This window comes from Streptomyces sp. NPDC030799, from assembly GCF_055572255.1.
The window spans coordinates 240,665-260,340 of the sequence record NZ_JBVIDS010000012.1 but is presented as its reverse complement, the minus strand read 5'-3'; the positions used below and the strand labels follow the sequence as shown (position 1 = coordinate 260,340).

Below are 19,676 nucleotides of genomic sequence, written 5' to 3'. Positions count from 1 at the left end.
GGCCGTCCCACGGCGAGGAACCCGCGCGGCGAAGAACCCCTACGGCGGGAGCCCGCATTACGGCGCCCGATCCAGCAGCACCACAGCCACGTCGTCCGTCAGCTCACCCCCGTTGAGGTCCCGGACCTCACTCACCGCGGCCCGCAGCAGGTTCTCCCCGCGCAGCCCCTCGGACAGCTGCCGGCGGATCATCTCCACCATGCCGTCCTGGCCGAGCCGCTCACCGCCCGCACCGACCCGGCCCTCGATCAGACCGTCGGTGTAGAGCATCAGGCTCCACTCCGAGCCCAGCTCCACCTGCATCCGCGGCCAGCGGGCGCCGGGGAGCAGACCGAGGGCGGGGCCGTTGTTGTCGTAGGGCAGCAGCCGTGCCGCGCGGCCCGGGCGGGCGAGCAGCGGGGCCGGGTGACCGGCCAGGCACAGGCCCGCGCGGCGGCCGTCCGGGGCGATGTCCACCGTGCACAGCGTCGCGAAGATCTCCTCGTCCGCGCGCTCGTGCTCCAGCACCTCCTGGAGGGTGCCGAGCAGTTCGTCGCCGCACAGGCCCGCCAGCGTCAGCGCCCGCCACGCGATGCGCAGCTCCACGCCGAGCGCGGCCTCGTCCGGGCCATGGCCGCAGACGTCGCCGATCATGGCGTGCACGGTGCCGTCGGGCGTGCGGACGGCGTCGTAGAAGTCGCCGCCGAGCAGTGCACGCGAGCGGCCGGGGCGGTAGCGGGCGGCGAAGCGCAGCGAGGAGCCCTCCAGCAGGGGCGTGGGCAGCAGCCCGCGCTCCAGGCGGCGGTTCTCCTGTGCGCGCAGCCGGCCCTCCGCCAGCCGCCGCTCGGCCGTGTCGGACCGTTTCCGCTCCACCGCGTACCGGATGGCGCGGCTGAGCAGCCGGCCGTCCAGCTCGTCACGGAAGAGGTAGTCCTGCGCACCCACGCGCACGGCTTCGGCGCCGCGCTCGGCGTCGCCGGAGGCGGTCAGCGCCAGCACGGCATGCCGGGGCGCGAGCTGGAGGACGTGCTTGAGCACGGCCAGCTCGTCGTCGGTGCCGCTGCCGCCCGGCGCCGGGAGCGCCAGGTCCAGCAGGATGCAGTGGACGTCGTCGGTGAGCAGCCGCTCGGCCTCGGTGAGGTTGCGGGCGGTGCGGACGCGGATCGGCTTGCCGGCCGAGTCCAGCAGTTCGGGCACGATCGGCGAGCCGGCCGGATCGTCCTCGATCAGCAGCAGGGTGAGAGTGGCGCCGGTGCCGTGCACGGTCGTGGCGTCGCGGTGGGCCTCTTCCTTGAGGGGGCCGCCGCCGGCAACCGGGGCAGCCTGCGCCTGACCACTCTCCACGGCCGGGATCGCTCTCTGCCGCGGTACGGGTACGGGCATCGTCGTGGGTTCCTTCCCTCCCCCCGAGGGCATTGGCGGCGCCGAGGGTCTCGAAGCCACCGACGGGTGACCATAGCGGCTCGGCCCGCCCCGATGGAATGGTGTGAGCCGCGTCGCTCCCGCGCAGGCCGCTGTCATATGCCGCGTTCCGTACGACAGTTGGACAGGACGACCCGGCGTCGGGGATGACGAAGCTCACGTGTCACCCGGGTTTGTACGGGGGTTGGGCGTGCGGTGGGTCACATGGCGGGTTGTGTGCGAGGCGTGTGCGCCGTCACATGACCTGCCTCACGCATCCGGCCGTACGACCCCCAGGATCGGCATCGAGCCGGCGCCCGCGACCGTCACCGTGCGTCCGGGGCGCGGGGCGTGGATGATCGCGCCGTCGCCGACGTACATCGCGACATGGCTGGCGTCGTCGAAGTAGATGATGAGGTCGCCGGGGCGCATGTCCTTGATGTCGACGTGCTTGAGCTGCTTCCACTGCTCCTGCGAGGTGCGCGGGATGGGGTGGCCGGCCGCCGCCCAGGCCTGGGAGGTCAGGCCGGAGCAGTCGTAGGACTCCGGGCCCTCGGCGCCCCACACGTACGGCTTGCCGAGCTGGTCGGTGGCGAACGTGACGGCCTTCTCGCCCTGCGCGGACGCCGCGCCGTGCACCTTCTTGAGGATGCCGGTGTCGAGCCACTTCGTCTGCGCCGCCAGCGCGGCCTGCTCCTCCAGCCTGGCGAGCCGTTCCTTGTCCTTCTTCTCCAGCTCCGACTCGAGTTTCTCGGCGGCGGAGATCTGCTGCTGGATCTTCTTCTTGGCGGCGGCCTTGGTCTTGCGCTCGGCGTCCAGCTTCTTCCACTGCTCGGCGGCGTCGTCGGCGTAGTCCTGCAACTGCTTCTGGGTGTCGGCCAGTTCGCCGATCAGGGACGTCGTGGCCCGCTGGCCCTGCAGCACCAGCCCCGCCCCGTCCAGGACCTGGCCGGGATCGTCGCTGAGCAGGAACTGGGCGGTGGGCGGCACGCCGCCGGTTCGGTACTGCTCGCGGGCGGCGGCGCCCGCCTGGTTCCTGAGTCCGGCGAGTCTCTGCTGTCCTTGGTCGATCTTCTTCGCCAGTGCGACGATCGCGGCGGACTGCTGCTTCGTCTTCTCCTCGGCCGCGTTGTAGGCGTCGGTGGCGACGGCGGCGTCGTGGTAGAGCTTGTCGAGCTTCTCGCGGACCTGCTCAAGGTCCTTGCTCGGACGGGGAGTCGGGGAGGTGCTCGGAGTGGGTGCCGGGTCGGCGAAGGCCGTGCCGGGAGCGCCCAGCACGGTCACCGCGCAGACCACGGTCACGGCGGCCGAGAGGATGCTGCGCTTGCCCCAGCCCATCACACATGCCCCCAAGCTGATTTACCGTCAGTAACTTACGGTGCCCCGGGGATGGTGTCATGCCACGCCGCAAAGCGACAGAGGCAGGCGGCGCGACGATCTCCCCGCCGGTGTGACGAACGGTGCACGAGGATCGTTCCGTCCCGCGACCCCCGAACGGGTGAGGTCAGCTCAGTGGCGCCAACGCCTCCCACGCCACCGTCACTTCACCCTGCCGCCAGCGCGCCGGGGAGTCCGTCACCGGCCAGTCGGCCGTCAGATCCCGTACCGCGCGCAGCCAGCGCTGGCGGGCGCCGTAGGAGGCGTAGGGCGCGGCGGCGGCCCAGGCGCGGTCGAAGTCCCGCAGGAAGGCGTGCACGGGCTCGCCGGGGACGTTGCGGTGGATCAGCGCCTTCGGCAGCCGTTCGGCGAGGTCGGAGGGCTGCTGCAGGGAGCCCAGCCGGGTGGCGAACGTCACCGTCCGCGGCCCCTCGGGACCGAGCGCCACCCACACGTGCCGCCGCCCGATCTCGTCGCACGTCCCCTCGACCAGCAGCCCGCCGCGCGAGCCGCCGCCCGCCGGGGCGAGCCGTGCGCACAGCCGCGCCCAGACGGCGGCGACCTCGGTCTCGTCGTACTGGCGCAGCACATTGGCGGCCCGGATGAGCACCGGCCGCCCGGGCACGGGGACCTCGAAGCCGCCGTGCCGGAAGGTGAGCCCCTCCCGCTCGTACGCCTTCGCCGCCGCGACCCGCGCCGGTTCGATCTCGATGCCGACGACGCGTGCGCGGGGCGCGACGGTCGTGAGGCGCCCGAGCAGCTCCACGGCGGTCCAGGGGGCGGCGCCATAGCCGAGGTCGATGGCCAGGGGATCGTCGGCGCGCCGCAGTTCGCCGCCGTGTGCGGCGGCGATCCAGCGGTCCATGCGGCGCAGCCGGTTGGGGTTGGTGGTCCCGCGCGTCACCGTTCCCACGACGGTGCTCCCTCCGCTCGGCCGAAGCCGAGGGCGGGGCAGGGAAGCGGTGCGGGCTGTCATGTGTACGAGGGTAAGGGGGAGCTTCGAAGAGGAGCCGGACCGCACCCCCGAAGGTAATGATTGAGTAAAGCCGCTTGGCGGGGAAATGGCAGCGCACCCGTCCGCTGTTGGACCACCGTGGAGGGCGAGACCGGTCCTCCGTCCGGCATGCCCGCAGCAAGGAGGACGGCCACGTGAGCCAGTACGTCAGCAGGCTCGGGCGACGCTCCCCGTCGGCCGCGTCACGGCTCCGTCTGCTCCGCCGGCCCCGACGGGTCGCGATGCTCTCCGTGCACACCTCTCCGCTCCACCAGCCCGGCACCGGCGACGCCGGCGGCATGAACGTCTACATCGTGGAGCTCGCCCAGCGGCTCGCCGCGATCAACATCGAGGTCGAGATCTTCACCCGGGCCACGGCCGGCGGCCTCGCGCCCACGGTCCAGCTGGCCCCCGGCGTCCTCGTCCGGCACGTCGACGCGGGCCCCTACGAGGGCCTGGCCAAGGAGGAGCTCCCGGCCCAGCTGTGTGCCTTCACCCATGGCGTGATGCAGGCCTGGGCCGGTCACCGCCCCGGCCACTACGACCTGGTCCACTCCCACTACTGGCTCTCCGGTCACGTCGGCTGGCTCGCCGCCCAGCGCTGGGGCGTGCCGCTGGTGCACGCCATGCACACGATGGCCAAGGTCAAGAACGCCAACCTGGCCGACGGCGACACCCCCGAGCCGGCTGCCCGGGTCATCGGCGAGACGCAGATCGTGGCCGCCGCCGACCGGCTCATCGCCAACACCGCGGAGGAGGCCGACGAGCTGGTACGGCACTACGCCGCCGACGCCGCGAAGGTCGCCGTCGTCCATCCGGGCGTCAACCTCGACCGCTTCCGCCCGGCCGACGGCCGCGCCGCGGCCCGCGCCCGCCTCGGCCTGCCCAAGGACGCCCTGATCCCGCTCTTCGCCGGCCGCATACAGCCCCTGAAGGCCCCGGACGTGCTGCTGCGCGCGGTGGCGGTGCTGCTGGACGAGCGCCCGGAGCTCCGCTCCCGCATCCTCGTCCCGGTCGTCGGCGGCCCGAGCGGCAGCGGGCTCGCCAAGCCGGAGGGCCTGCAGAAGCTCGCCGCCCGGCTCGGCATCGCGGACGTCGTACGGTTCCGCCCGCCGGTCGGCCAGGAGCAGCTCGCGGACTGGTTCCGGGCCGCGTCCGTGCTGGTCATGCCGTCCTACAGCGAGTCCTTCGGGCTGGTCGCCATAGAGGCGCAGGCGGCCGGTACGCCGGTGCTCGCGGCGTCCGTGGGCGGGCTGCCGGTGGCCGTGCGCGACGGCCGCACCGGCTTCCTCGTGGACGGCCACAACCCGGCCGACTACGCGCGCGTGCTGGGCCGCTTCGCCGACGAGCCGTCCCTCGCGGCGAGCATGGGGGAGGCCGCCGCGCGCCACGCCCAGTCCTTCGGCTGGGACACCGCGGCCGCCGCGACCGCCGACGTCTACACGGCCGCGACCCAGTCCCACCGCCGTCGCGTACGCTCCCACCATGGGTGATGGCGAGAAGGCGGTCGGGCAGGTCCTGGAAGCTGTCCTGAAGGACGCCGAACTGGAGTGGGAGAGCCCCGAACCCGGAACCTACGTGGTCAAGCTCCCCGGCACCCGCAAGCTCTCCACGACGGTCTCCTTCCTCGTGGGCCGCCACTCCCTCTCCCTGAACGCCTTCGTCATCCGGCACCCCGACGAGAACGAGGCGGGCGTCCACCGCTGGCTCCTTGAGCGCAACCTCAAGCTGTACGGCGTCAGTTACGCCGTCGACCGCCTCGGTGACATCTATGTCACCGCCCGCCTGCCCCTCGCCTCCGTCACCCCCGACGAGATCGACCGTCTCCTCGGGCAGGTCCTGGAAGCGGCCGACGGGGCCTTCAACACCCTTCTGGAGCTGGGGTTCGCCTCCTCGATCCGCAAGGAGTACGCCTGGCGCGTGTCCCGCGGCGAGTCCACGCGCAACCTCGACGCGTTCAAGCACCTGATCGAACGCCCCGCCGACTGACCGCGGGGCGTTTCAAAGGCTCAGGACGGGTCCGGCTCCGGCTTGCCGTTCCCGCCGCGGTGGTCGAGTTCGTCGGCGAAGGCCCGCAGGGCGTCGGCCAGTTCCTTCTTGGTCGGCAGCTGGTCGACCTTCTTGTCCAGTTCCGTGATGCGCCGGTTGAGCTCGTTCAGGTCGGGCGGCGTGGAGGGGTCGCCCGAGGGCGTGGGGCCGCTCGGGCTCGGATCGGTGCCGCCGGTGCCGCCTCCGTCGGTGGCGCCGCCGGTGCTGCCCGAGCCCGCGGTGTCGCCGCCGGTGCTGTCCGCGCCGCCCGAGCCCGAGCCGGCCCCGACGGACGTGCCCCCGGAGACGGTGTCCGGCGGCAGGGAGCTCGTGACGTCCGGCTCGGGACGGGGGTCGTCGTCCGAGGGCGCCGCCAGTGCGACGCCGACGCCGAGGGCGACCAGGGCCGCGGCACCCGCGAGGGCGGTCGAGAGGCGTCTGAGCGGCACAGAGCGGGTCTTGGTGGATGAATCGCGAGGAGTCTGTGGTTCCTGTGCTTCTTGTGTGTCATCCATGGGGGGAGGTTAACCAGGAGTGATCCCCGGACGGAGGTCTTCCGCCGATCCACCCGAAGGAGGGCGGCAGCGGCCGGACGACGCTCAGCGCGGGCCGCGCCGATAGCGCCCCGGTGGCACCCCGACCAGCTTCCTGAAGTGCCGGGTGAGATGAGCCTGGTCGTAGAACCCGGTCATCGAGGCCACCTCGCCCGGTGCCAGCCCGTCCAGCAGCAGCCGCCGGGCCCGCCCGACCCGCCGCGACATCAGGTACTGGTGCGGGGCGATGCCGTACGCACCGCTGAACGCCCGCACCAGATGGGCGGGATGGGCGTGCAGCAGACGGGCGGCCTCCGCCAGCGGGACACCGTCGACGACACGGGCGTCGAGCAGCTCCCGCAGCGAACGGGCGAGAACGGGATGCGGACGGTGCGCCGAGGCGGCCCTCCGGTACAGATGGTCGCGCAGTCGCTCCCCGACGAGGGTCAGCCTGCTCTCCGCCTCCAGTTCGTCACCGGGCCGGGCGAGGGCGGAGTGCAGCTGCCCGACGCGCCGGCGCAGCACGGGATCCCGCAGGTCGGGCGTGTCGACGGCGCGCCCGATGAGATCGTCGCCGAGAAGGCTGCTGTCGAGGTAGACGACCCGCTTGCGGAAGCCGTCGGGCGTGGCCGGCGAGCCGTTGTGCGGTACGTGCGGCGGGAGCAGGCTGACGGTGTCGTGCGGGGTGCCGTGCTCGTGCCGGTCGAGGTCGTAGCGCACGGCCCCGTCGTCCACGATGAGCAGCGTCCAGGCGTCATGGACGTGCATCGGGTAGGCGTACTCGGTGAAGCGGGCGTGGAAGACCTCCGTCACGCCCGGGACGCGGGGGCGCCACGCGCTGACCTCCTGCCGGGTGCCGTTCTGCCGGGCCGCCACGCAAAGAACGTACAAGACGACGCCGTACGACGCCCGGCAGTCTCATTCCATGAGCGCTGAACCCATCCGTTTCGACACGAAGATCGCCGTCCTGCTGCGCGAGGACCTGGAGCCCTGGCAGCGCCTGAACGTCACCGCGTTCCTGGCCAGCGGCCTCGGCAGCCAGGTGCCCGAGGTGGTCGGCGAGCCGTACGAGGACGGGGACGGGGTGTCGTACCTGCCCATGTTCCGCCAGCCGGTGCTGGTCCTCGAAGGCGCGAAGGAGACCCTGAAGGCGGCGCACGGCAGGGCACTGGGCCGCGCCCTGCCCCGCGCCGTCTTCACCTCGGACCTGTTCGCCACCGGCAACGACCGCGACAACCGCGCGGCGGTCCGGGCCGTACCGACGGCCGGGCTCGACCTGGTGGGGCTGGCGGTGTACGGCCCGAGGAACGGGGTGGACAAGGTAATGAAGGGCGCACGCATGCACCCGTGACCCGGCCGGCCGCCGGCCCTCAGCCGAACATGCCGGGCACGTAGTCGCCGGCGGGCTGCTGGACGAGGACGTTGACGCGGTTGTAGGCGTTGATGAGGGCGATCAGTGCGACGAGGGCGGCGAGCTGGTCCTCGTCGTAGTGCTTGGCGGCGTTCGCCCAGACCTCGTCCGGGACGCCGCCGGCCGTGTCGGCGATCCGGGTGCCCTGCTCCGTCAGCTCCAGCGCGGCCCGCTCGGCGTCGCTGAACACCTTGGCCTCCCGCCAGGCCGCGATCAGGTGCAGCCGCTGCGCCGTCTCCCCGGCGGCGGCCGCGTCCTTGGTGTGCATGTCGAGACACATCGCGCAGCCGTTGATCTGGCTGGCCCGGATCTTCACCAGCTCCTGCGTCGCGGCCGGCAGGCCGGAGTCCGAAACCGCCTTGCCCGCCGAGTTGATGTACTTGAAGAACCTGCCGGAGACAGGGTTCTCGAAGAGGTTCAGACGAGCGTCCATGATCTGCTCCCGTGTGGTCTCAGGTGTTCCGCGCCTGGTGGCTACACCTCTCTGACGGAACGATCCGGGGAGATGTGACACGGCCGCCTGTGACGCGCGCCATACGCGCCCAGTGCACTCGGACGGCTCGCCCGCCGGCCCCCCGAGAGACCTCGCCCAATCTGCACAGCGCGTACGCAACTGCCGGAACGGCGGGTTCCGTTGGTGCGGAGTTGTCCCGGTCGGTGCGGCGCCGGCAAGAGCTGTGGGCCGCCCGTGTGCCCCGGTGTGTGGAGAAGCTGCCCCGAAAGCGTGACCGTGCCCGCACGGTTCGGTCACCTGGCGCGGCCAACTGGCCCGGGCCGGACGTCGGTTGGCTGGATGCCCGGAGCGCTCCGTGATTTGATCGCTCGCGCCGCCGGGATCGCGCCACGGTGTCCTGAATAGGACGGCGCACGCCTGCGGCCGCGGCCCACCGTCTGTCCCCAGCGGGGCCGCTTCCCCTGTGGACCACCCATGCGAAGGGCAGTTTCCCCATGAACTCCGCTCACCAGGTTCAGACCCTTGAGATCTCCGACGCCGACCTCGACACCGTCGCCGGCGGCCTGAGCCCCGAGGCCAGCCTCACCCTCGACTCCACCACCCTGAGCAGCGCCGGCGTGCTGTCCCAGCTCGACGCCGTCAAGGGCGAGGCGCTGGGTGCCCTCGGCCAGTCCCACCAGGTCGGCTTCAACGCCGCCCTCTGATCCCTCGGTTCAGCGCACCGAGCCCCCTGCCGGCGGAGAAGTCCCGGCAGGGGGCTCGGTCGCTCCGGTCATATAAGATCCATGCACTTTTCTTACCAAGACTGGCGCCTGGGGGGACCGGATCGTGAACTCGTATGTCTTCAGAGGGGCTTTCGCGCTCGTACTGAGCGGAAGCCTGGCGGGGGCCCTGCCCGCGCTGTCCGCCGAGGCGGCGACGGCGACCACCGCGGCGGGGACGACGGCGGGGACGGCCACGGTGGCCACCGATCCCGTACAGCCCGGCGTCTGGGGCGCCTCCACCGAGCTCGCCGCCGACGCCCAGCACACCCTCCGGGGACTGCAGGCACGCGCCGACGGCGCCCTCGTCGCCCTGCGCGACCAGCCGCAGGACCCCACGCAGACCGCGGAGATCCGCCGGGTCACCGTCCAGGTCCGCCCCGCGGGCACCACCACCTGGGCCGCGCCCCAGACCCTGTCCACCGCCGCCTACGGCGACAGCACCCTCGCCCCGCAGGCCGACGGCTCCTTCATCACCTACTGGAGCGAACGCCTCCCGGAGGGCAAGAGCCTGCTGAAGGCCGCCATCCTGGCGCCCGGCGCCACCCGCTGGTCCGACCCGACCACCGTCGCCACCCTCTCCGCCTGGTCCGAGTACCCCGTGGTCTTCGGCAGCGCCACCGGCCGTCTCGGCGCGGTCTGGGCCGTCCGGATCACGGGCGGTTACGAGCTGCACACGACCGAGCGGACGGCCCCCGGCGACGCCTGGTCCGAGCCCACCGTGCTGGACACCGTCACGAGCGACGTCGAGGACGGAAGGTACTTCCTGACCGGACTCGACGCCGCCACCGACAAGGCGGGCAACGCGGCCGTCGCATGGAACCTCGACGACCGCCCCCGCGACGGCGACAGCACCACCGGCCCGGACGGGCCCTCGTACTCCTCCCGGATCATGGAGCGCAAGGCCGGCGCGACCGCGTGGGGCACCGCCGAGGAGCTGACCCCCCTGGCCGGTACCCAGCCCGGGGCGCTCCGCCTCGACGCCGACCCGGCCGGCGGTCTCACCCTCCTGTGGGCGAGCGTCGACGGCCCCGTCCGCTTCGCCCGCAAGGCCGCCCCCGGTGACGCATGGAGCGCCCCCGAGCAGACCGGGCTCACCGGCTGGTACGCCCCCCGTGCGCTGCCCCGCCCGCTGACCGCCCCGAACGGCGACATCACCGTCGTCGGTGCCGCGGCCAAGGCGGTGATCTCCACCACCCGCTCCGCTCGCACCGGCGTGTGGGGCGCCGTCGAGCAGGCCGACGACCGCCACCCCCTGGCCTCGGCCGTCAGCTCCGGCATCGCCGCCGACGGCACCGTGCACGCCGCCTGGAGCGTGTCCCTCGGCAACGGCTCGTACCGCTTCGTCGCCGGCTTCCGCACCCGCGGCGGCTGGTCGGCGCCGAAGACGCTGGCCACCACCACCGGCAACCGGACCGTCGGCGGCGCCCTCGCGGTCGCGGGCACCCGCCCCACCGCGCTCTGGTACGACAGCTCCGCCCTCGGCGGCCCGCTGCACGCCGTCTCCGGCACCACCCGCCCGCTGCCCCGCGCCCGCGACTACGGCGACGACCGCCGCGCCGACGTGCTCGGCCTGAGCGGCACCACCCTGACCCGGTACGACGGCGACGCCGCGGGCCATCTCGCCGCGGGCTCCGTGCACAGCGGCGCCGTCACCACCGGCTGGCCCGCCGGTACCCGGTTCACCGGCTTCGGCGACCTGAACGGGGACCGCCTCAACGACGTCCTCGCCGTGCTGCCCACGGGCGAGGCCCGTATGTACGAGACCCCGGCGGGCCGACTGCCCGCGCCGGCGTCCCCGTACAAGAGGACCAGCAGCGACTGGCGCGGCTACGACGTCCTCACCACCCCCGGTGACCTGACCGGCGACGGCCGCGCCGACCTGCTGGCCCGCTCCGCCGCGACGGGTGACATCTACCTGTACGCCGGAGGCGGCAGCGCCGGATTCGCCGCACGCATCAAGATCCGGTCCGCCTGGAAGGGGTACACCCGGGTGATCGGCGCCGGGGACCTCGACGGCGACGGACACGGGGACGTGCTGGCCCTCGACGGCTCCGGCGAGCTGTGGCGCTACAACGGCACCGGCACCGGCAAGCTCGCCGACCGCGTGCTGGTCTTCCGCGACTGGGGCAAGAGCTACCGCCAGGTGCTCGGTGCCGGCGATCTGAACGGCGACGGCCGGGCCGACCTCCTCTCGGTCGACTCGGACGGCGTGACCTGGCTCAACCCGGGCACCGGCCACGGCGGCTTCGGCGGCCGGGTCCGCGTCGGCTCGGGCTGGACGGGCCGCACCCTGTCCTGACGGGCCCCTATTCGGGTGCTTGTGTGCACGTCAACGCTTCTTGCGCGGGGGCCGGCGGCATACCTCTGACGATCACACACCGATCGAAGGAGATGCTTATGCGTGTACGTGCCGCACTCGGCGCCATCGCTCTCGCCGGGACCGTTCTGCTCGGAGGCGCGGCCCAGGCCATGGCCGACGACAACGACGACATGGGTAACGTCGGGGTCGAGTCCGGGAGCAGCGCGCCGGCCACGTCCGATGCCGACCAGGGCATGTCCGGCATGGACCAGGACATGCCTGAATTCGGCAAGGTCGGGGGTATCTTCGACCGGCAGTTCGGCCACTGACGGCGGGCCGTACCTTCCTTCCGCGCCCACGCCCCGCACCGCGATGCTCTCGGTGCGGGGCACGGGACGGCTTTCGGCCGGGCCGGCGCGAGCGGTCGCCCCGCACGGCTCACACTTCGGTGACCTGGACGGAAGCGGACGGCGGCGGAGCCGGAACCGGCGTCTCGGCCGGCAGTCCGCGCATGAGCACGCCGTATCCGGCGCCCGCGACCGTCCCCACCACCGCACACATCCCCCACAGCCACTCCGGTCCCAGCCGGTCGATGACCGCGCCGGACATCAGCGGTGCGACCAGGGCGGCGACGGACCAGGACAGGGTGTAGACGCCCTGGTAGCGGCCGCGCCCGTGCACCGGGGACAGCCGGACCACGAGCCCGGTCTGGGTCGGGGCGTTGACGATCTCGGCGAGGGTCCACACGCAGACGGTGAGCGCGAAGACGCCGACGGAACCGGCGAAGGCGGTGAGCCCGAAGCCGTACCCGGCGAGCACCGAGGAGACCACCAGCAGGGTGCGCGGGTCGCGGTGCTCGATGAAGCGGGTGACCGGGATCTGCAGGGCGACGATCAGGATGCCGTTGACGGCGATGGCGAGGCCGTAGTCCGCGGGCGAGAACCCGGCCCGCCCCATGGCCACCGGCAGCCCCACGGACCCCTGCTGGAAGACCAGCGCGACCAGGAAGGACAGCCCGACGACGGCCATGTACCGCCCGTCGCGCAGCACGGTGCCGAGGCCGACGTCGGAGCCGGCCTGCCTGGCCGTGGCCGTGGGCCGCGACTCGGGCAGCTTGAGGAAGACGACGAGAGCGCAGACCGCCGTCATCCCGGCCTCGATCAGGAAGCCGGCGCGATAACTGAACTCGGCGATGAACCCCGCGGCCGTGGAGGAGACGGCGAAGCCGAGGTTGATGGCCCAGTAGTTGAGCGAGAAGGCCCGCACCCGGTCCTCGGGTCGCACGATGTCGGCCATCATCGCCTGCACGGCCGGCCGGGAGGCGTTGGAGGCCATGCCGACGAGGAAGGCGACGGCGGCGATGGTGACGGGGTCGCTCATGAAGCCGAGCAGCGCGACGGAGGCGGCGGTGGCCGACTGGGCGATGAGCAGTGTGGGCCGCCGTCCCAGCCGGTCGGCCATGACTCCTCCGCCCAGCGAGGAGACGACCCCGCCCAGCCCGTGCAGCGAGGCGACGAGACCGGCGTAGGAGGCCGAATATCCGCGGTCGAGGGTGAGATAGAGGGCCATGAAGGTGGCCACGAACGCGCCGAGCCGGTTGACGAGGGTGCTGGTCCACAGCCACCAGAACTCACGAGGGAGTCCGGAGACGGTCTCCCGGGCGGCACGTCTGAGACGCGTGGCGGACATGACAAGACCCCCATTGGTAAGTGGCTCACGTGGCAAGCACAACTTACAGACGGCGGCCCTCGGAAGCCACTCGATTAACAGATGCCGTCAACCGTCCACCCACTGACCGGGCCGGGCAGGGCGGCGAATCCGTGGATTACGCTCTTTGCCATGGCCGACGCACCGTACAAGCTGATCCTCCTCCGCCACGGCGAGAGCGAGTGGAACGCGAAGAACCTGTTCACCGGCTGGGTGGACGTCAACCTGAATGAGAAGGGCGAGAAGGAGGCAGTCCGCGGTGGCGAGCTCCTGAAGGACGCCGACCTCCTCCCCGACGTGGTCCACACGTCCCTGCAGAAGCGCGCGATCCGCACGGCCCAGCTGGCCCTTGAGGCCGCGGACCGCCACTGGATCCCGGTCCACCGCAGCTGGCGCCTGAACGAGCGGCACTACGGCGCGCTCCAGGGCAAGGACAAGGCGGCGACGCTGGCCGAGTTCGGCGAGGAGCAGTTCATGCTCTGGCGCCGCTCGTACGACACCCCGCCCCCGCCGCTCGCGGACGACTCCGAGTTCTCCCAGGCGAACGACGCCCGCTACGCGACCATCCCGCCGGAGCTCCGCCCGCGGACGGAGTGCCTGAAGGACGTCGTCCAGCGCATGCTCCCGTACTGGTACGACGGCATCGTCCCCGACCTCCTGGCCGGCCGCACGGTCCTGGTCGCGGCCCACGGCAACTCGCTCCGCGCCCTGGTCAAGCACCTGGACGGCATCTCCGACGCCGACATCGCGGGCCTGAACATCCCGACCGGCATCCCGCTCTCCTACGAACTGGACGCCGACTTCAAGCCGATCACCCCCGGCGGCACCTACCTCGACCCCGAGGCGGCCGCGGCGGCGATCGAGGCGGTCAAGAACCAGGGCAAGAAGAAGTAAGCCCGAACGATCAAGCCCCTCACCTGCGGTTTCGCTGCGGGTGGGGGGCTTTTCGATGCCCTGGGGCCGTCTGTGGGCCGTCAGGTGCATGATCGGGACGTCAGGTGCGTCGGCGCCGGCGGCGGATGCGGATGTCGAGGACGATCAGCAGAGCCGTGGGGATGGCGATCGCGGCGGGGGCGTTGGCCCAGAGGGCGAGTGTGCCGCCGGCCGTACCGATGAGTGCGATCGGTAGGTCACGAGGGCGGATCTCGCCCACGCGCTCGGGCATTCCGGCCCGGACGGCGAAGACCCGTTCCGGCGTCCAGGGCACGACGCGCCTGTCGTCTACGGCCGGTGCCCGGACCGAGCGGGCGGCGCACGGGTTCCGGGGAAGGTGCCCGTCATCCACGGCCGCGCTGAGGGCGGCGCGCACGTTGGAGTAGATCCACACGGCAAGCGGCCTGGAGTCCGGCACGCCTACCGGGCGGCGGGGGCCCTGCAGTGAGCCATCCCCTGTACGAGACCACCCTCGCCCAAGACGAGCAGGTCCTGGGGGACACCCACCCCGACACACTGATCAGCCGAAACAACCTCGCTCATACGAGCCGCCAGAGCTGTACAGCAGAGAAGTACAGCAACCTCAGAAGCCGACCATGGCCAGTGACGACTGCGAAGGGCCGAACGATGACCCTACAACCCCCATTGACCGATCTCTGCAGAGCTACGGATCAGAAGGTAGCCGTGCCCCACGCGTGCCCGATCGAGCGGGAGACCACGGGAACACCGGGCAGTCACGGTAGCCGGACACGCGGACCTGGCAGGCACCAAGCCGTGACCGGTCATCGGGTTGTCAGTAGTGCCACCGATTAGCGCCAGCCTCATAGTCGCAGGTGATCTCACGCCCTGCCGCGTCCGTGGTCGTCTCCCCCACGTCGATGCTCCGGCAGAACTCGCCGGCGTGATAGCAGTTGCCGGCGTTGGATCGGATGTCGCACAACTGCGTCGTGGTGGAGCTGCCCGATGCGGGCGAGCTGTCAGCCGTCGATGTACTTCCGCCCGAGCTGGGGTCCGTACTGCCCTGCGAGGACGTGTCGTGATGAGAGTGGGGGCGCGGCGGCGAAGCGCACGCCTCGTTCGTTTTCAGAACCGAGAACGTGACAGTCCCGGTGCTCTCGGCACCAGCATCGGGCCATTGCGAGCACACCTTCCAGTTGCCGAGGTGAGACGGACTACGGTTCAGGTCGCTCAGGTCTGTGTAAGTCACCGGCCCGACGTGGTGCTTGCGGGCGTCCGCCACAGCCTTTGCAAGGTTCCAGTGCTGGTAGTCGCTCACCGGCTTCGTCGGAGCCGGATTCCGTGAAGGCGACGGAGACACGGAGGATTCGACCGAGGGAGATGCAGTCGCGCTGGGCGACGCTGTGGGCTTGGCGGACGCGGCCTGGACCTGGTCACCGTCAGCGCCCCCCGCGCCGATGGCGAAGCAAGCCACAGCCCCTACCGCCAAGGCTCCATAGGCCAAGAGGCGCTTCCTCACCCTGTTGTTCGCGCTCTGGGCGGTGTTGGATTCGAGGAGCTTCCCGTTACGGACATGCCCGACAGGCCGCTCCCGTTCCACCTTCGGGCGAAGCGGCGGGGGCGGCGTGATGCGTTCGGGGATCTTGACCTGGATGGATTGTGCGTTGCGTTCGGGGATCTGGTCCTGGGTGGACTGGTTGTTGCGTGAAAGCCAGTCGGAGAGACGCGCATTCATCTCTGCGCGGCGTGTTTCCCGAGCCTCCTGCTGCGCCTGCTGGGGATCGAACCGGCGGGACCAGTCACTCTTGTGGCAACGCGAGCAGTTGGAAACACCTTCGCCGTTGACGCGCATCAGCCGACCTACGCCGTGTCCACAATGCGGGCACGTGTGCCTCACTTCAACCATGCTCCCCCTCCTGTGACCTGCACATATTAGGGCGCACTTCAACGTCGTTCCGTTTGGGCGGCCAGTGGTTCGTCAAGGCGGCGATGGCGATGCGCAATGCCGGGCCGCCTCGGCGGGCTGACACCGCTCATGTGACCCATGGCTGACCCATGACTGGGCCGTCCGACACCGCTCAACGCGACCCAGCATCTGGGAGTCGAGAGTGGCGCGCGACCTGGCCTGTCCAGGCTGCGGACAGGACTGGCTCCACCCGTACCGCTTCGAGGCGGATGGGACGCGCTTCTTGCTGGGCATGAGTGCGACTCACTCTGGCGGCCCCACGAGACGGCAGGCAGCGCCCAGGCGCACTTTCTCGACGATGTCGTCGCAGCACGCCTCGGTGTCGAGGGCAACCCGTGGAGCGATCGTGTCTGGGCCGACGTCATCGAGCCGGCGCCCGATCTCCAGCGCTGATGACCGTACGTCGGTGTCGGAGTTCCGTCCTTCGAGGACCGGTGCGTCAAAAGAGCGGTACGTCAATCGTCCCAAGCTGGGCACCCGGGACGTGGAGATGATGACCATGTCGCCCGAGCGGTCGAAGGGACCAGCCGGTGGCGGGGTGCCGGCGTACGGGAAGGAACGGTTGCGGGTCACCGAGACGCTCGCCGCCGCCGCGCGGTGCACCGACGACCCTCAGCAGGTGCCGGGCGCGCTGTGCACGGCGTGCGTACGGCTGCTGCCGATAGGCGGGTCCTCGGTGTCGATCTCCGGCGGCAAGGGCGTACACATCACCTGGTGCGCCAGTGACCGGGTCGCCGCCCGGCTCGCCGAGCTGCAGTACACCGTGGGGGACGGACCCTGTCAGAGCGCTCTCGACCGGGGCGCCCCGGTCGTCGCGGCCGACCTCACCGGCGGACCCGACGCCCTCCGCTGGCCGATCTTCGCGCACGAGGCGGTGGCACTCGGCGTGCGCGCGGTCTTCTCGCTGCCGCTCGGTGTCAGCGGCGCCGCGATCGGCACCCTCGACCTCTACAGCGAATCCGTCGGCGGGCTGGCGGAGCCGGACATGCGGACCGCGCTGTGGGTGCGGGACGCGGTCGCCTACGCGCTCATGAGCCTTCAGACGGCCGGCCTCGACGGCGCCGAGGAGGACACGGAGAACGAGGTGGCGTCGTGGCTGGCGGCCTCCGAGGCCGACCACACGGAGGTCCACCAGGCGGTCGGCATGGTGATGGTGCAGCTGGACCTGGACCCCGAGCAGGCCCTGGACCGGCTGCGGGCCCGCGCGTACGCCGACGGCCGCACGATCAGCCAAGTGGCCCGCGAGGTCCTGGCCGGCAGGCTCCGCTTCGAAGGCGCCGGATCCGCCGGCCGATGACACACGGGCAGGGCCGGTGCGAATCGAGTTCACACCGGCCCTACGACGTTCTGCAGTCCGTCAGCCGCACTGGCACGGCGCGCCCGACTGGCACCCGCACCCGCAGCCCGATCCGCACCCGCATGCGCCGATCAGCGGAAGGCTCGTGACGGGGGCGGGCTGGTCGGTCTCGCGCTCCTGCGTGGGGTCGGGCGTGGTGCTGGGGGATTCGGCCATGGGTCCCTCCTAGACGCTGGGGCAGGGGTGCCCTCGTCCATTTCATGCCCGTATCCCCCGGCGCATCAACGGCGCACGGAGGCGCCCCAGCGCCCCCGGAGCCGACCCCGCGGCCGACCCCGCATTCGGTCCGGCCACCGGTTCCGGCCCAGGCCCGTCTCAGCGCAAGCCCCCATAGCCCCGCAAGCCCCCACAGCCCCGCAGGCCCCGGCGGCCCTGCCCCGGATCACGCGCCCTCGACGCCCGTCACCGGCTGGATGTCCTGCTGGAGTTCGTCCGCGTGCTCGCCCGTGACCAGATAGACGACGCGCTTGGCGACGGCCACCGCGTGGTCGGCGTACCGCTCGTAGTAGCGGCCCAGCAGGGTGACGTCGACGGCGGTCTCGATGCCGTGCTTCCAGCGCTCGTCGATCAGGTGCTGGAACAGCGTGCGGTGCAGCAGGTCCATCTCGTCGTCGTCCTGCTCCAGCTGCAGCGCGAGGTCGATGTCCTTGGTGATGATCACCTCGGCCGCCTTTGCCATCAGGCGCTGCGCGAGCTGGCCCATCTCCAGGATCGTCGCGTGCAGGTCCTGGGGGACGGCCCGCGCGGGGAAGCGCAGGCGCGCCAGCTTCGCCACGTGCTGGGCCAGGTCGCCGGAGCGCTCCAGGTCGGCGGACATCCGCAGGGAGGTGACGACGATACGGAGGTCGGTCGCCACCGGCTGCTGCCGGGCGAGCAGGGCTATGGCCCGCGCCTCCAGGTCGTGCTGGAGCTCGTCGACCTTCTGGTCGGCCTCGATCACGCTCTCGGCCAGCTTCAGGTCGGCGTCCAGGATGGCAGTCGTGGCGCGCCCGATCGCCGACCCGACCAGCCGGGTCATCTCCACCAGACCGTCGCCGATCGAGTCAAGTTCCTCGTGGTACGCGTCCCGCATCAGGGCTCCCTCTCATAGGTGTGCTTGGTCCCCACGCTCCCACGTTCTGTCCCGCACGCGTCCGTTTCCGCCACCTCAAATGAACCAATCCTGGCTCCAAGGTGAACTCTGGGCGACGAGTGTCCGAGGTCGTCCCTCGACGGCTGGGGTCATGTCGTACCCCCTGCTTAACCTGGAGGCATGGACGTGAACGCGGCGGTCGCCGCAGCGGCAGCGATCGCCGGGGTGCTCACCGGCGTCATCGCCATGCTGGCGTTCCGCTGGAGCGAACGCGACCAGAAGCGACCGACCAGGACTTCCTTGCACACCGATCCCGTACTCCCGCCCGGCGTGGACACCGTACTGTCCGTGCTCCGCTCCTCGGCCGTCGTCCTCGACGAGGCCGACGCCGTCGTCAAGGCCAGCTCCGCCGCCTACGCCCTCGGGCTGGTCCGGGGCGGCAAACTCTCCGTCGAGCCGATGCTCCAGATGGCCCGGGACACCAGACGTGACGGCGAGATACGGCAGGTCGAGCTGGACCTGCCCCGGCGCGGCACCGGACGCGGCGAGGCCCTCGCGGTCTCCGCGCGCGTGGCCCCGCTCGGCTCCCGCCTGGTCCTGCTGCTGGTCGAGGACCTGACCGAGGCCAGACGTATCGAGGCCGTACGGCGCGACTTCGTGGCCAATGTGAGCCATGAGCTGAAGACGCCCGTCGGCGCGCTCTCCCTCCTCTCCGAGGCGGTCATGGACGCCTCCGACGACCCCGAGGCCGTACAGCGCTTCGCGGGCCGTATGCAGATCGAGGCGACCCGGCTGACCAATCTGGTCCAGGAGCTGATCGACCTCTCCCGGGTGCAGAACGACGACCCGCTGGAGGATGCCGAGCCCGTCCGCGTGGACGAGCTGGTCGCCGAGGCCATCGACCGCTGCCGCCACCAGGCAGGCACCAAGCAGATCACCATGGCCGCCGGAGGCATGGAGGACCTGGCCGTCTGGGGCAACCGGGGCCAGCTGGCCGCCGCCCTCGGCAACCTGGTCGAGAACGCCGTGAACTACTCCCCGGCCCGCACCCGGGTCGGCATAGCCGCCCGCCGGGTCAACGCTCCCGGCGGCGACCTGATCGAGCTGGCCGTGACGGACCAGGGCATCGGCATCTCCGACAAGGACAAGGAGCGCATCTTCGAGCGCTTCTACCGCGTCGACCCGGCCCGCTCCCGGCAGACCGGAGGCACCGGTCTCGGCCTCGCGATCGTCAAGCACGTGGTCGCCTCGCACGGCGGGGAGGTCACGGTCTGGAGCGCCGAAGGCCAGGGCTCCACGTTCACCCTCAGGCTGCCGGAGGCGGGCGCGGCCCGCGACCGCGCGCAACAGCACCCCGACCTCGACGAAGAAGACGAGGACGGCGGCGCCCCCGAGTCATCCCCTTACGAACCGCTTCCTGCCCCGGAGGTCCTTCCGTGACCC

General features: G+C 71.6%; 18 protein-coding genes and 1 pseudogene. 9 read left to right on the top strand and 10 right to left on the bottom strand.

Annotated features, from left to right (window positions below):
- Nucleotides 1-57: 57 nt before the first annotated feature.
- The 3 genes from ACZ41I_RS29100 to ACZ41I_RS29090 all read right to left on the bottom strand — a co-directional run bounded on the left by ACZ41I_RS29100 (nt 58) and on the right by ACZ41I_RS29090 (nt 3,622).
- Entirely contained in the window at nt 58-1,362 is a 1,305-nt protein-coding gene (locus ACZ41I_RS29100; protein ID WP_363216983.1) for a PP2C family protein-serine/threonine phosphatase, read from the bottom strand.
- A 288-nt stretch (nt 1,363-1,650) separates the two neighbouring features.
- Nucleotides 1,651-2,718 (bottom strand): C40 family peptidase, encoded by a 1,068-nt coding sequence (locus tag ACZ41I_RS29095; protein WP_468515489.1) that lies wholly within the window; start codon nt 2,716-2,718, stop codon nt 1,651-1,653.
- A gap of 166 nt (nt 2,719-2,884) precedes the next feature.
- Complete coding sequence (locus ACZ41I_RS29090; RefSeq protein WP_399774613.1) at nt 2,885-3,622, bottom strand: class I SAM-dependent methyltransferase; 738 nt, start codon at nt 3,620-3,622, stop codon at nt 2,885-2,887.
- A gap of 284 nt (nt 3,623-3,906) precedes the next feature.
- On the opposite strand from ACZ41I_RS29090, the gene mshA reads away from it, so the two are divergent.
- Nucleotides 3,907-5,244 (top strand): D-inositol-3-phosphate glycosyltransferase, encoded by a 1,338-nt coding sequence (mshA, locus tag ACZ41I_RS29085; protein WP_399774476.1) that lies wholly within the window; start codon nt 3,907-3,909, stop codon nt 5,242-5,244.
- The gene (locus ACZ41I_RS29080) at nt 5,237-5,740 is read left to right on the top strand and encodes a type III secretion system chaperone family protein (RefSeq protein ID WP_363213695.1); all 504 of its coding nucleotides are present in this window, start codon (nt 5,237-5,239) and stop codon (nt 5,738-5,740) included. Before mshA ends, ACZ41I_RS29080 begins: the two co-directional genes overlap by 8 nt.
- 20 nt (nt 5,741-5,760) lie before the next feature.
- Here the strand turns inward: ACZ41I_RS29080 and ACZ41I_RS29075 are convergent, their stop codons facing one another.
- Both ACZ41I_RS29075 and ACZ41I_RS29070 read right to left on the bottom strand, forming a co-directional pair.
- A complete protein-coding gene (locus tag ACZ41I_RS29075) occupies nt 5,761-6,228 on the bottom strand; it encodes a hypothetical protein (protein WP_399774473.1) in 468 nt (155 codons plus the stop codon).
- A 150-nt stretch (nt 6,229-6,378) separates the two neighbouring features.
- Nucleotides 6,379-7,188, bottom strand: a complete 810-nt coding sequence (locus ACZ41I_RS29070; RefSeq protein ID WP_468320604.1) for a helix-turn-helix transcriptional regulator — start codon at nt 7,186-7,188, stop codon at nt 6,379-6,381.
- A 49-nt stretch (nt 7,189-7,237) separates the two neighbouring features.
- Between ACZ41I_RS29070 and ACZ41I_RS29065 the strand changes: the two genes are divergently transcribed.
- The gene (locus ACZ41I_RS29065) at nt 7,238-7,663 is read left to right on the top strand and encodes a DUF2000 family protein (RefSeq protein WP_468515460.1); all 426 of its coding nucleotides are present in this window, start codon (nt 7,238-7,240) and stop codon (nt 7,661-7,663) included.
- Nucleotides 7,664-7,682: 19 nt separating this feature from the next.
- Here the strand turns inward: ACZ41I_RS29065 and ACZ41I_RS29060 are convergent, their stop codons facing one another.
- Nucleotides 7,683-8,156 carry a carboxymuconolactone decarboxylase family protein gene (locus ACZ41I_RS29060; protein ID WP_363213699.1) on the bottom strand — a complete coding sequence of 158 codons (474 nt, stop codon included), beginning with the start codon at nt 8,154-8,156 and terminating at the stop codon, nt 7,683-7,685.
- Nucleotides 8,157-8,671: 515 nt separating this feature from the next.
- Between ACZ41I_RS29060 and ACZ41I_RS29055 the strand changes: the two genes are divergently transcribed.
- The 3 genes from ACZ41I_RS29055 (at nt 8,672) to ACZ41I_RS29045 (ending at nt 11,569) form a co-directional block, all read left to right on the top strand.
- The gene (locus tag ACZ41I_RS29055; RefSeq protein ID WP_399774467.1) at nt 8,672-8,881 is read left to right on the top strand and encodes a hypothetical protein; all 210 of its coding nucleotides are present in this window, start codon (nt 8,672-8,674) and stop codon (nt 8,879-8,881) included.
- 124 nt (nt 8,882-9,005) lie between these two features.
- Nucleotides 9,006-11,240, top strand: a complete 2,235-nt coding sequence (locus ACZ41I_RS29050; protein ID WP_468515459.1) for an FG-GAP repeat domain-containing protein — start codon at nt 9,006-9,008, stop codon at nt 11,238-11,240.
- Nucleotides 11,241-11,338: 98 nt separating this feature from the next.
- On the top strand, nt 11,339-11,569 hold the full coding sequence (locus ACZ41I_RS29045) for a hypothetical protein (protein WP_363213702.1): 231 nt from the start codon (nt 11,339-11,341) through the stop codon (nt 11,567-11,569).
- 109 nt (nt 11,570-11,678) lie between these two features.
- Here ACZ41I_RS29045 and ACZ41I_RS29040 read toward each other — a convergent pair whose 3' ends face one another.
- On the bottom strand, nt 11,679-12,929 hold the full coding sequence (locus ACZ41I_RS29040; RefSeq protein ID WP_399774461.1) for an MDR family MFS transporter: 1,251 nt from the start codon (nt 12,927-12,929) through the stop codon (nt 11,679-11,681).
- 150 nt (nt 12,930-13,079) lie between these two features.
- Here ACZ41I_RS29040 and ACZ41I_RS29035 point away from each other — a divergent pair, with 150 nt between their 5' ends.
- The gene (locus ACZ41I_RS29035) at nt 13,080-13,841 is read left to right on the top strand and encodes a phosphoglyceromutase (protein ID WP_363213704.1); all 762 of its coding nucleotides are present in this window, start codon (nt 13,080-13,082) and stop codon (nt 13,839-13,841) included.
- Between the two features lie 259 nt (nt 13,842-14,100).
- Here the strand turns inward: ACZ41I_RS29035 and ACZ41I_RS29030 are convergent.
- Together ACZ41I_RS29030 and ACZ41I_RS29025 are read right to left on the bottom strand one after the other, a co-directional pair.
- Nucleotides 14,101-14,268: pseudogene (locus tag ACZ41I_RS29030) on the bottom strand (site-specific integrase); the annotation flags it as partial.
- 405 nt (nt 14,269-14,673) lie between these two features.
- On the bottom strand, nt 14,674-15,690 hold the full coding sequence (locus ACZ41I_RS29025) for a hypothetical protein (RefSeq protein WP_468515458.1): 1,017 nt from the start codon (nt 15,688-15,690) through the stop codon (nt 14,674-14,676).
- Between the two features lie 604 nt (nt 15,691-16,294).
- On the opposite strand from ACZ41I_RS29025, the gene ACZ41I_RS29020 reads away from it, so the two are divergent.
- A complete protein-coding gene (locus ACZ41I_RS29020) occupies nt 16,295-17,101 on the top strand; it encodes a GAF and ANTAR domain-containing protein (RefSeq protein WP_468515457.1) in 807 nt (268 codons plus the stop codon).
- A gap of 442 nt (nt 17,102-17,543) precedes the next feature.
- On the opposite strand, the gene phoU is transcribed toward ACZ41I_RS29020, so the two are convergent.
- The gene (gene phoU / locus ACZ41I_RS29015; protein ID WP_351239677.1) at nt 17,544-18,233 is read right to left on the bottom strand and encodes a phosphate signaling complex protein PhoU; all 690 of its coding nucleotides are present in this window, start codon (nt 18,231-18,233) and stop codon (nt 17,544-17,546) included.
- Nucleotides 18,234-18,413: 180 nt separating this feature from the next.
- On the opposite strand from phoU, the gene phoR reads away from it, so the two are divergent.
- Nucleotides 18,414-19,673 carry a two-component system sensor histidine kinase PhoR gene (phoR, locus tag ACZ41I_RS29010; protein ID WP_363213708.1) on the top strand — a complete coding sequence of 420 codons (1,260 nt, stop codon included), beginning with the start codon at nt 18,414-18,416 and terminating at the stop codon, nt 19,671-19,673.
- Nucleotides 19,674-19,676 lie beyond the last annotated feature (3 nt).

Excerpts from the sequence above, each read along its gene's own strand:
- ACZ41I_RS29100 (WP_363216983.1), bottom strand. The coding sequence starts at position 1,362 with ATGCCCGTACCCGTACCGCGGCAGAGAGCGATCCCGGCCGTGGAGAGT.
- ACZ41I_RS29095 (WP_468515489.1), bottom strand. The coding sequence starts at position 2,718 with ATGGGCTGGGGCAAGCGCAGCATCCTCTCGGCCGCCGTGACCGTGGTC.
- ACZ41I_RS29090 (WP_399774613.1), bottom strand. The coding sequence starts at position 3,622 with ATGGACCGCTGGATCGCCGCCGCACACGGCGGCGAACTGCGGCGCGCC.
- ACZ41I_RS29080 (WP_363213695.1), top strand. The coding sequence starts at position 5,237 with ATGGGTGATGGCGAGAAGGCGGTCGGGCAGGTCCTGGAAGCTGTCCTG.
- ACZ41I_RS29065 (WP_468515460.1), top strand. The coding sequence starts at position 7,238 with ATGAGCGCTGAACCCATCCGTTTCGACACGAAGATCGCCGTCCTGCTG.
- ACZ41I_RS29060 (WP_363213699.1), bottom strand. The coding sequence starts at position 8,156 with ATGGACGCTCGTCTGAACCTCTTCGAGAACCCTGTCTCCGGCAGGTTC.
- ACZ41I_RS29055 (WP_399774467.1), top strand. The coding sequence starts at position 8,672 with ATGAACTCCGCTCACCAGGTTCAGACCCTTGAGATCTCCGACGCCGAC.
- ACZ41I_RS29045 (WP_363213702.1), top strand. The coding sequence starts at position 11,339 with ATGCGTGTACGTGCCGCACTCGGCGCCATCGCTCTCGCCGGGACCGTT.
- ACZ41I_RS29040 (WP_399774461.1), bottom strand. The coding sequence starts at position 12,929 with ATGTCCGCCACGCGTCTCAGACGTGCCGCCCGGGAGACCGTCTCCGGA.
- ACZ41I_RS29035 (WP_363213704.1), top strand. The coding sequence starts at position 13,080 with ATGGCCGACGCACCGTACAAGCTGATCCTCCTCCGCCACGGCGAGAGC.
- ACZ41I_RS29025 (WP_468515458.1), bottom strand. The coding sequence starts at position 15,690 with ATGCGCGTCAACGGCGAAGGTGTTTCCAACTGCTCGCGTTGCCACAAG.
- ACZ41I_RS29020 (WP_468515457.1), top strand. The coding sequence starts at position 16,295 with ATGATGACCATGTCGCCCGAGCGGTCGAAGGGACCAGCCGGTGGCGGG.
- phoU (WP_351239677.1), bottom strand. The coding sequence starts at position 18,233 with ATGCGGGACGCGTACCACGAGGAACTTGACTCGATCGGCGACGGTCTG.
- phoR (WP_363213708.1), top strand. The coding sequence starts at position 18,414 with ATGGACGTGAACGCGGCGGTCGCCGCAGCGGCAGCGATCGCCGGGGTG.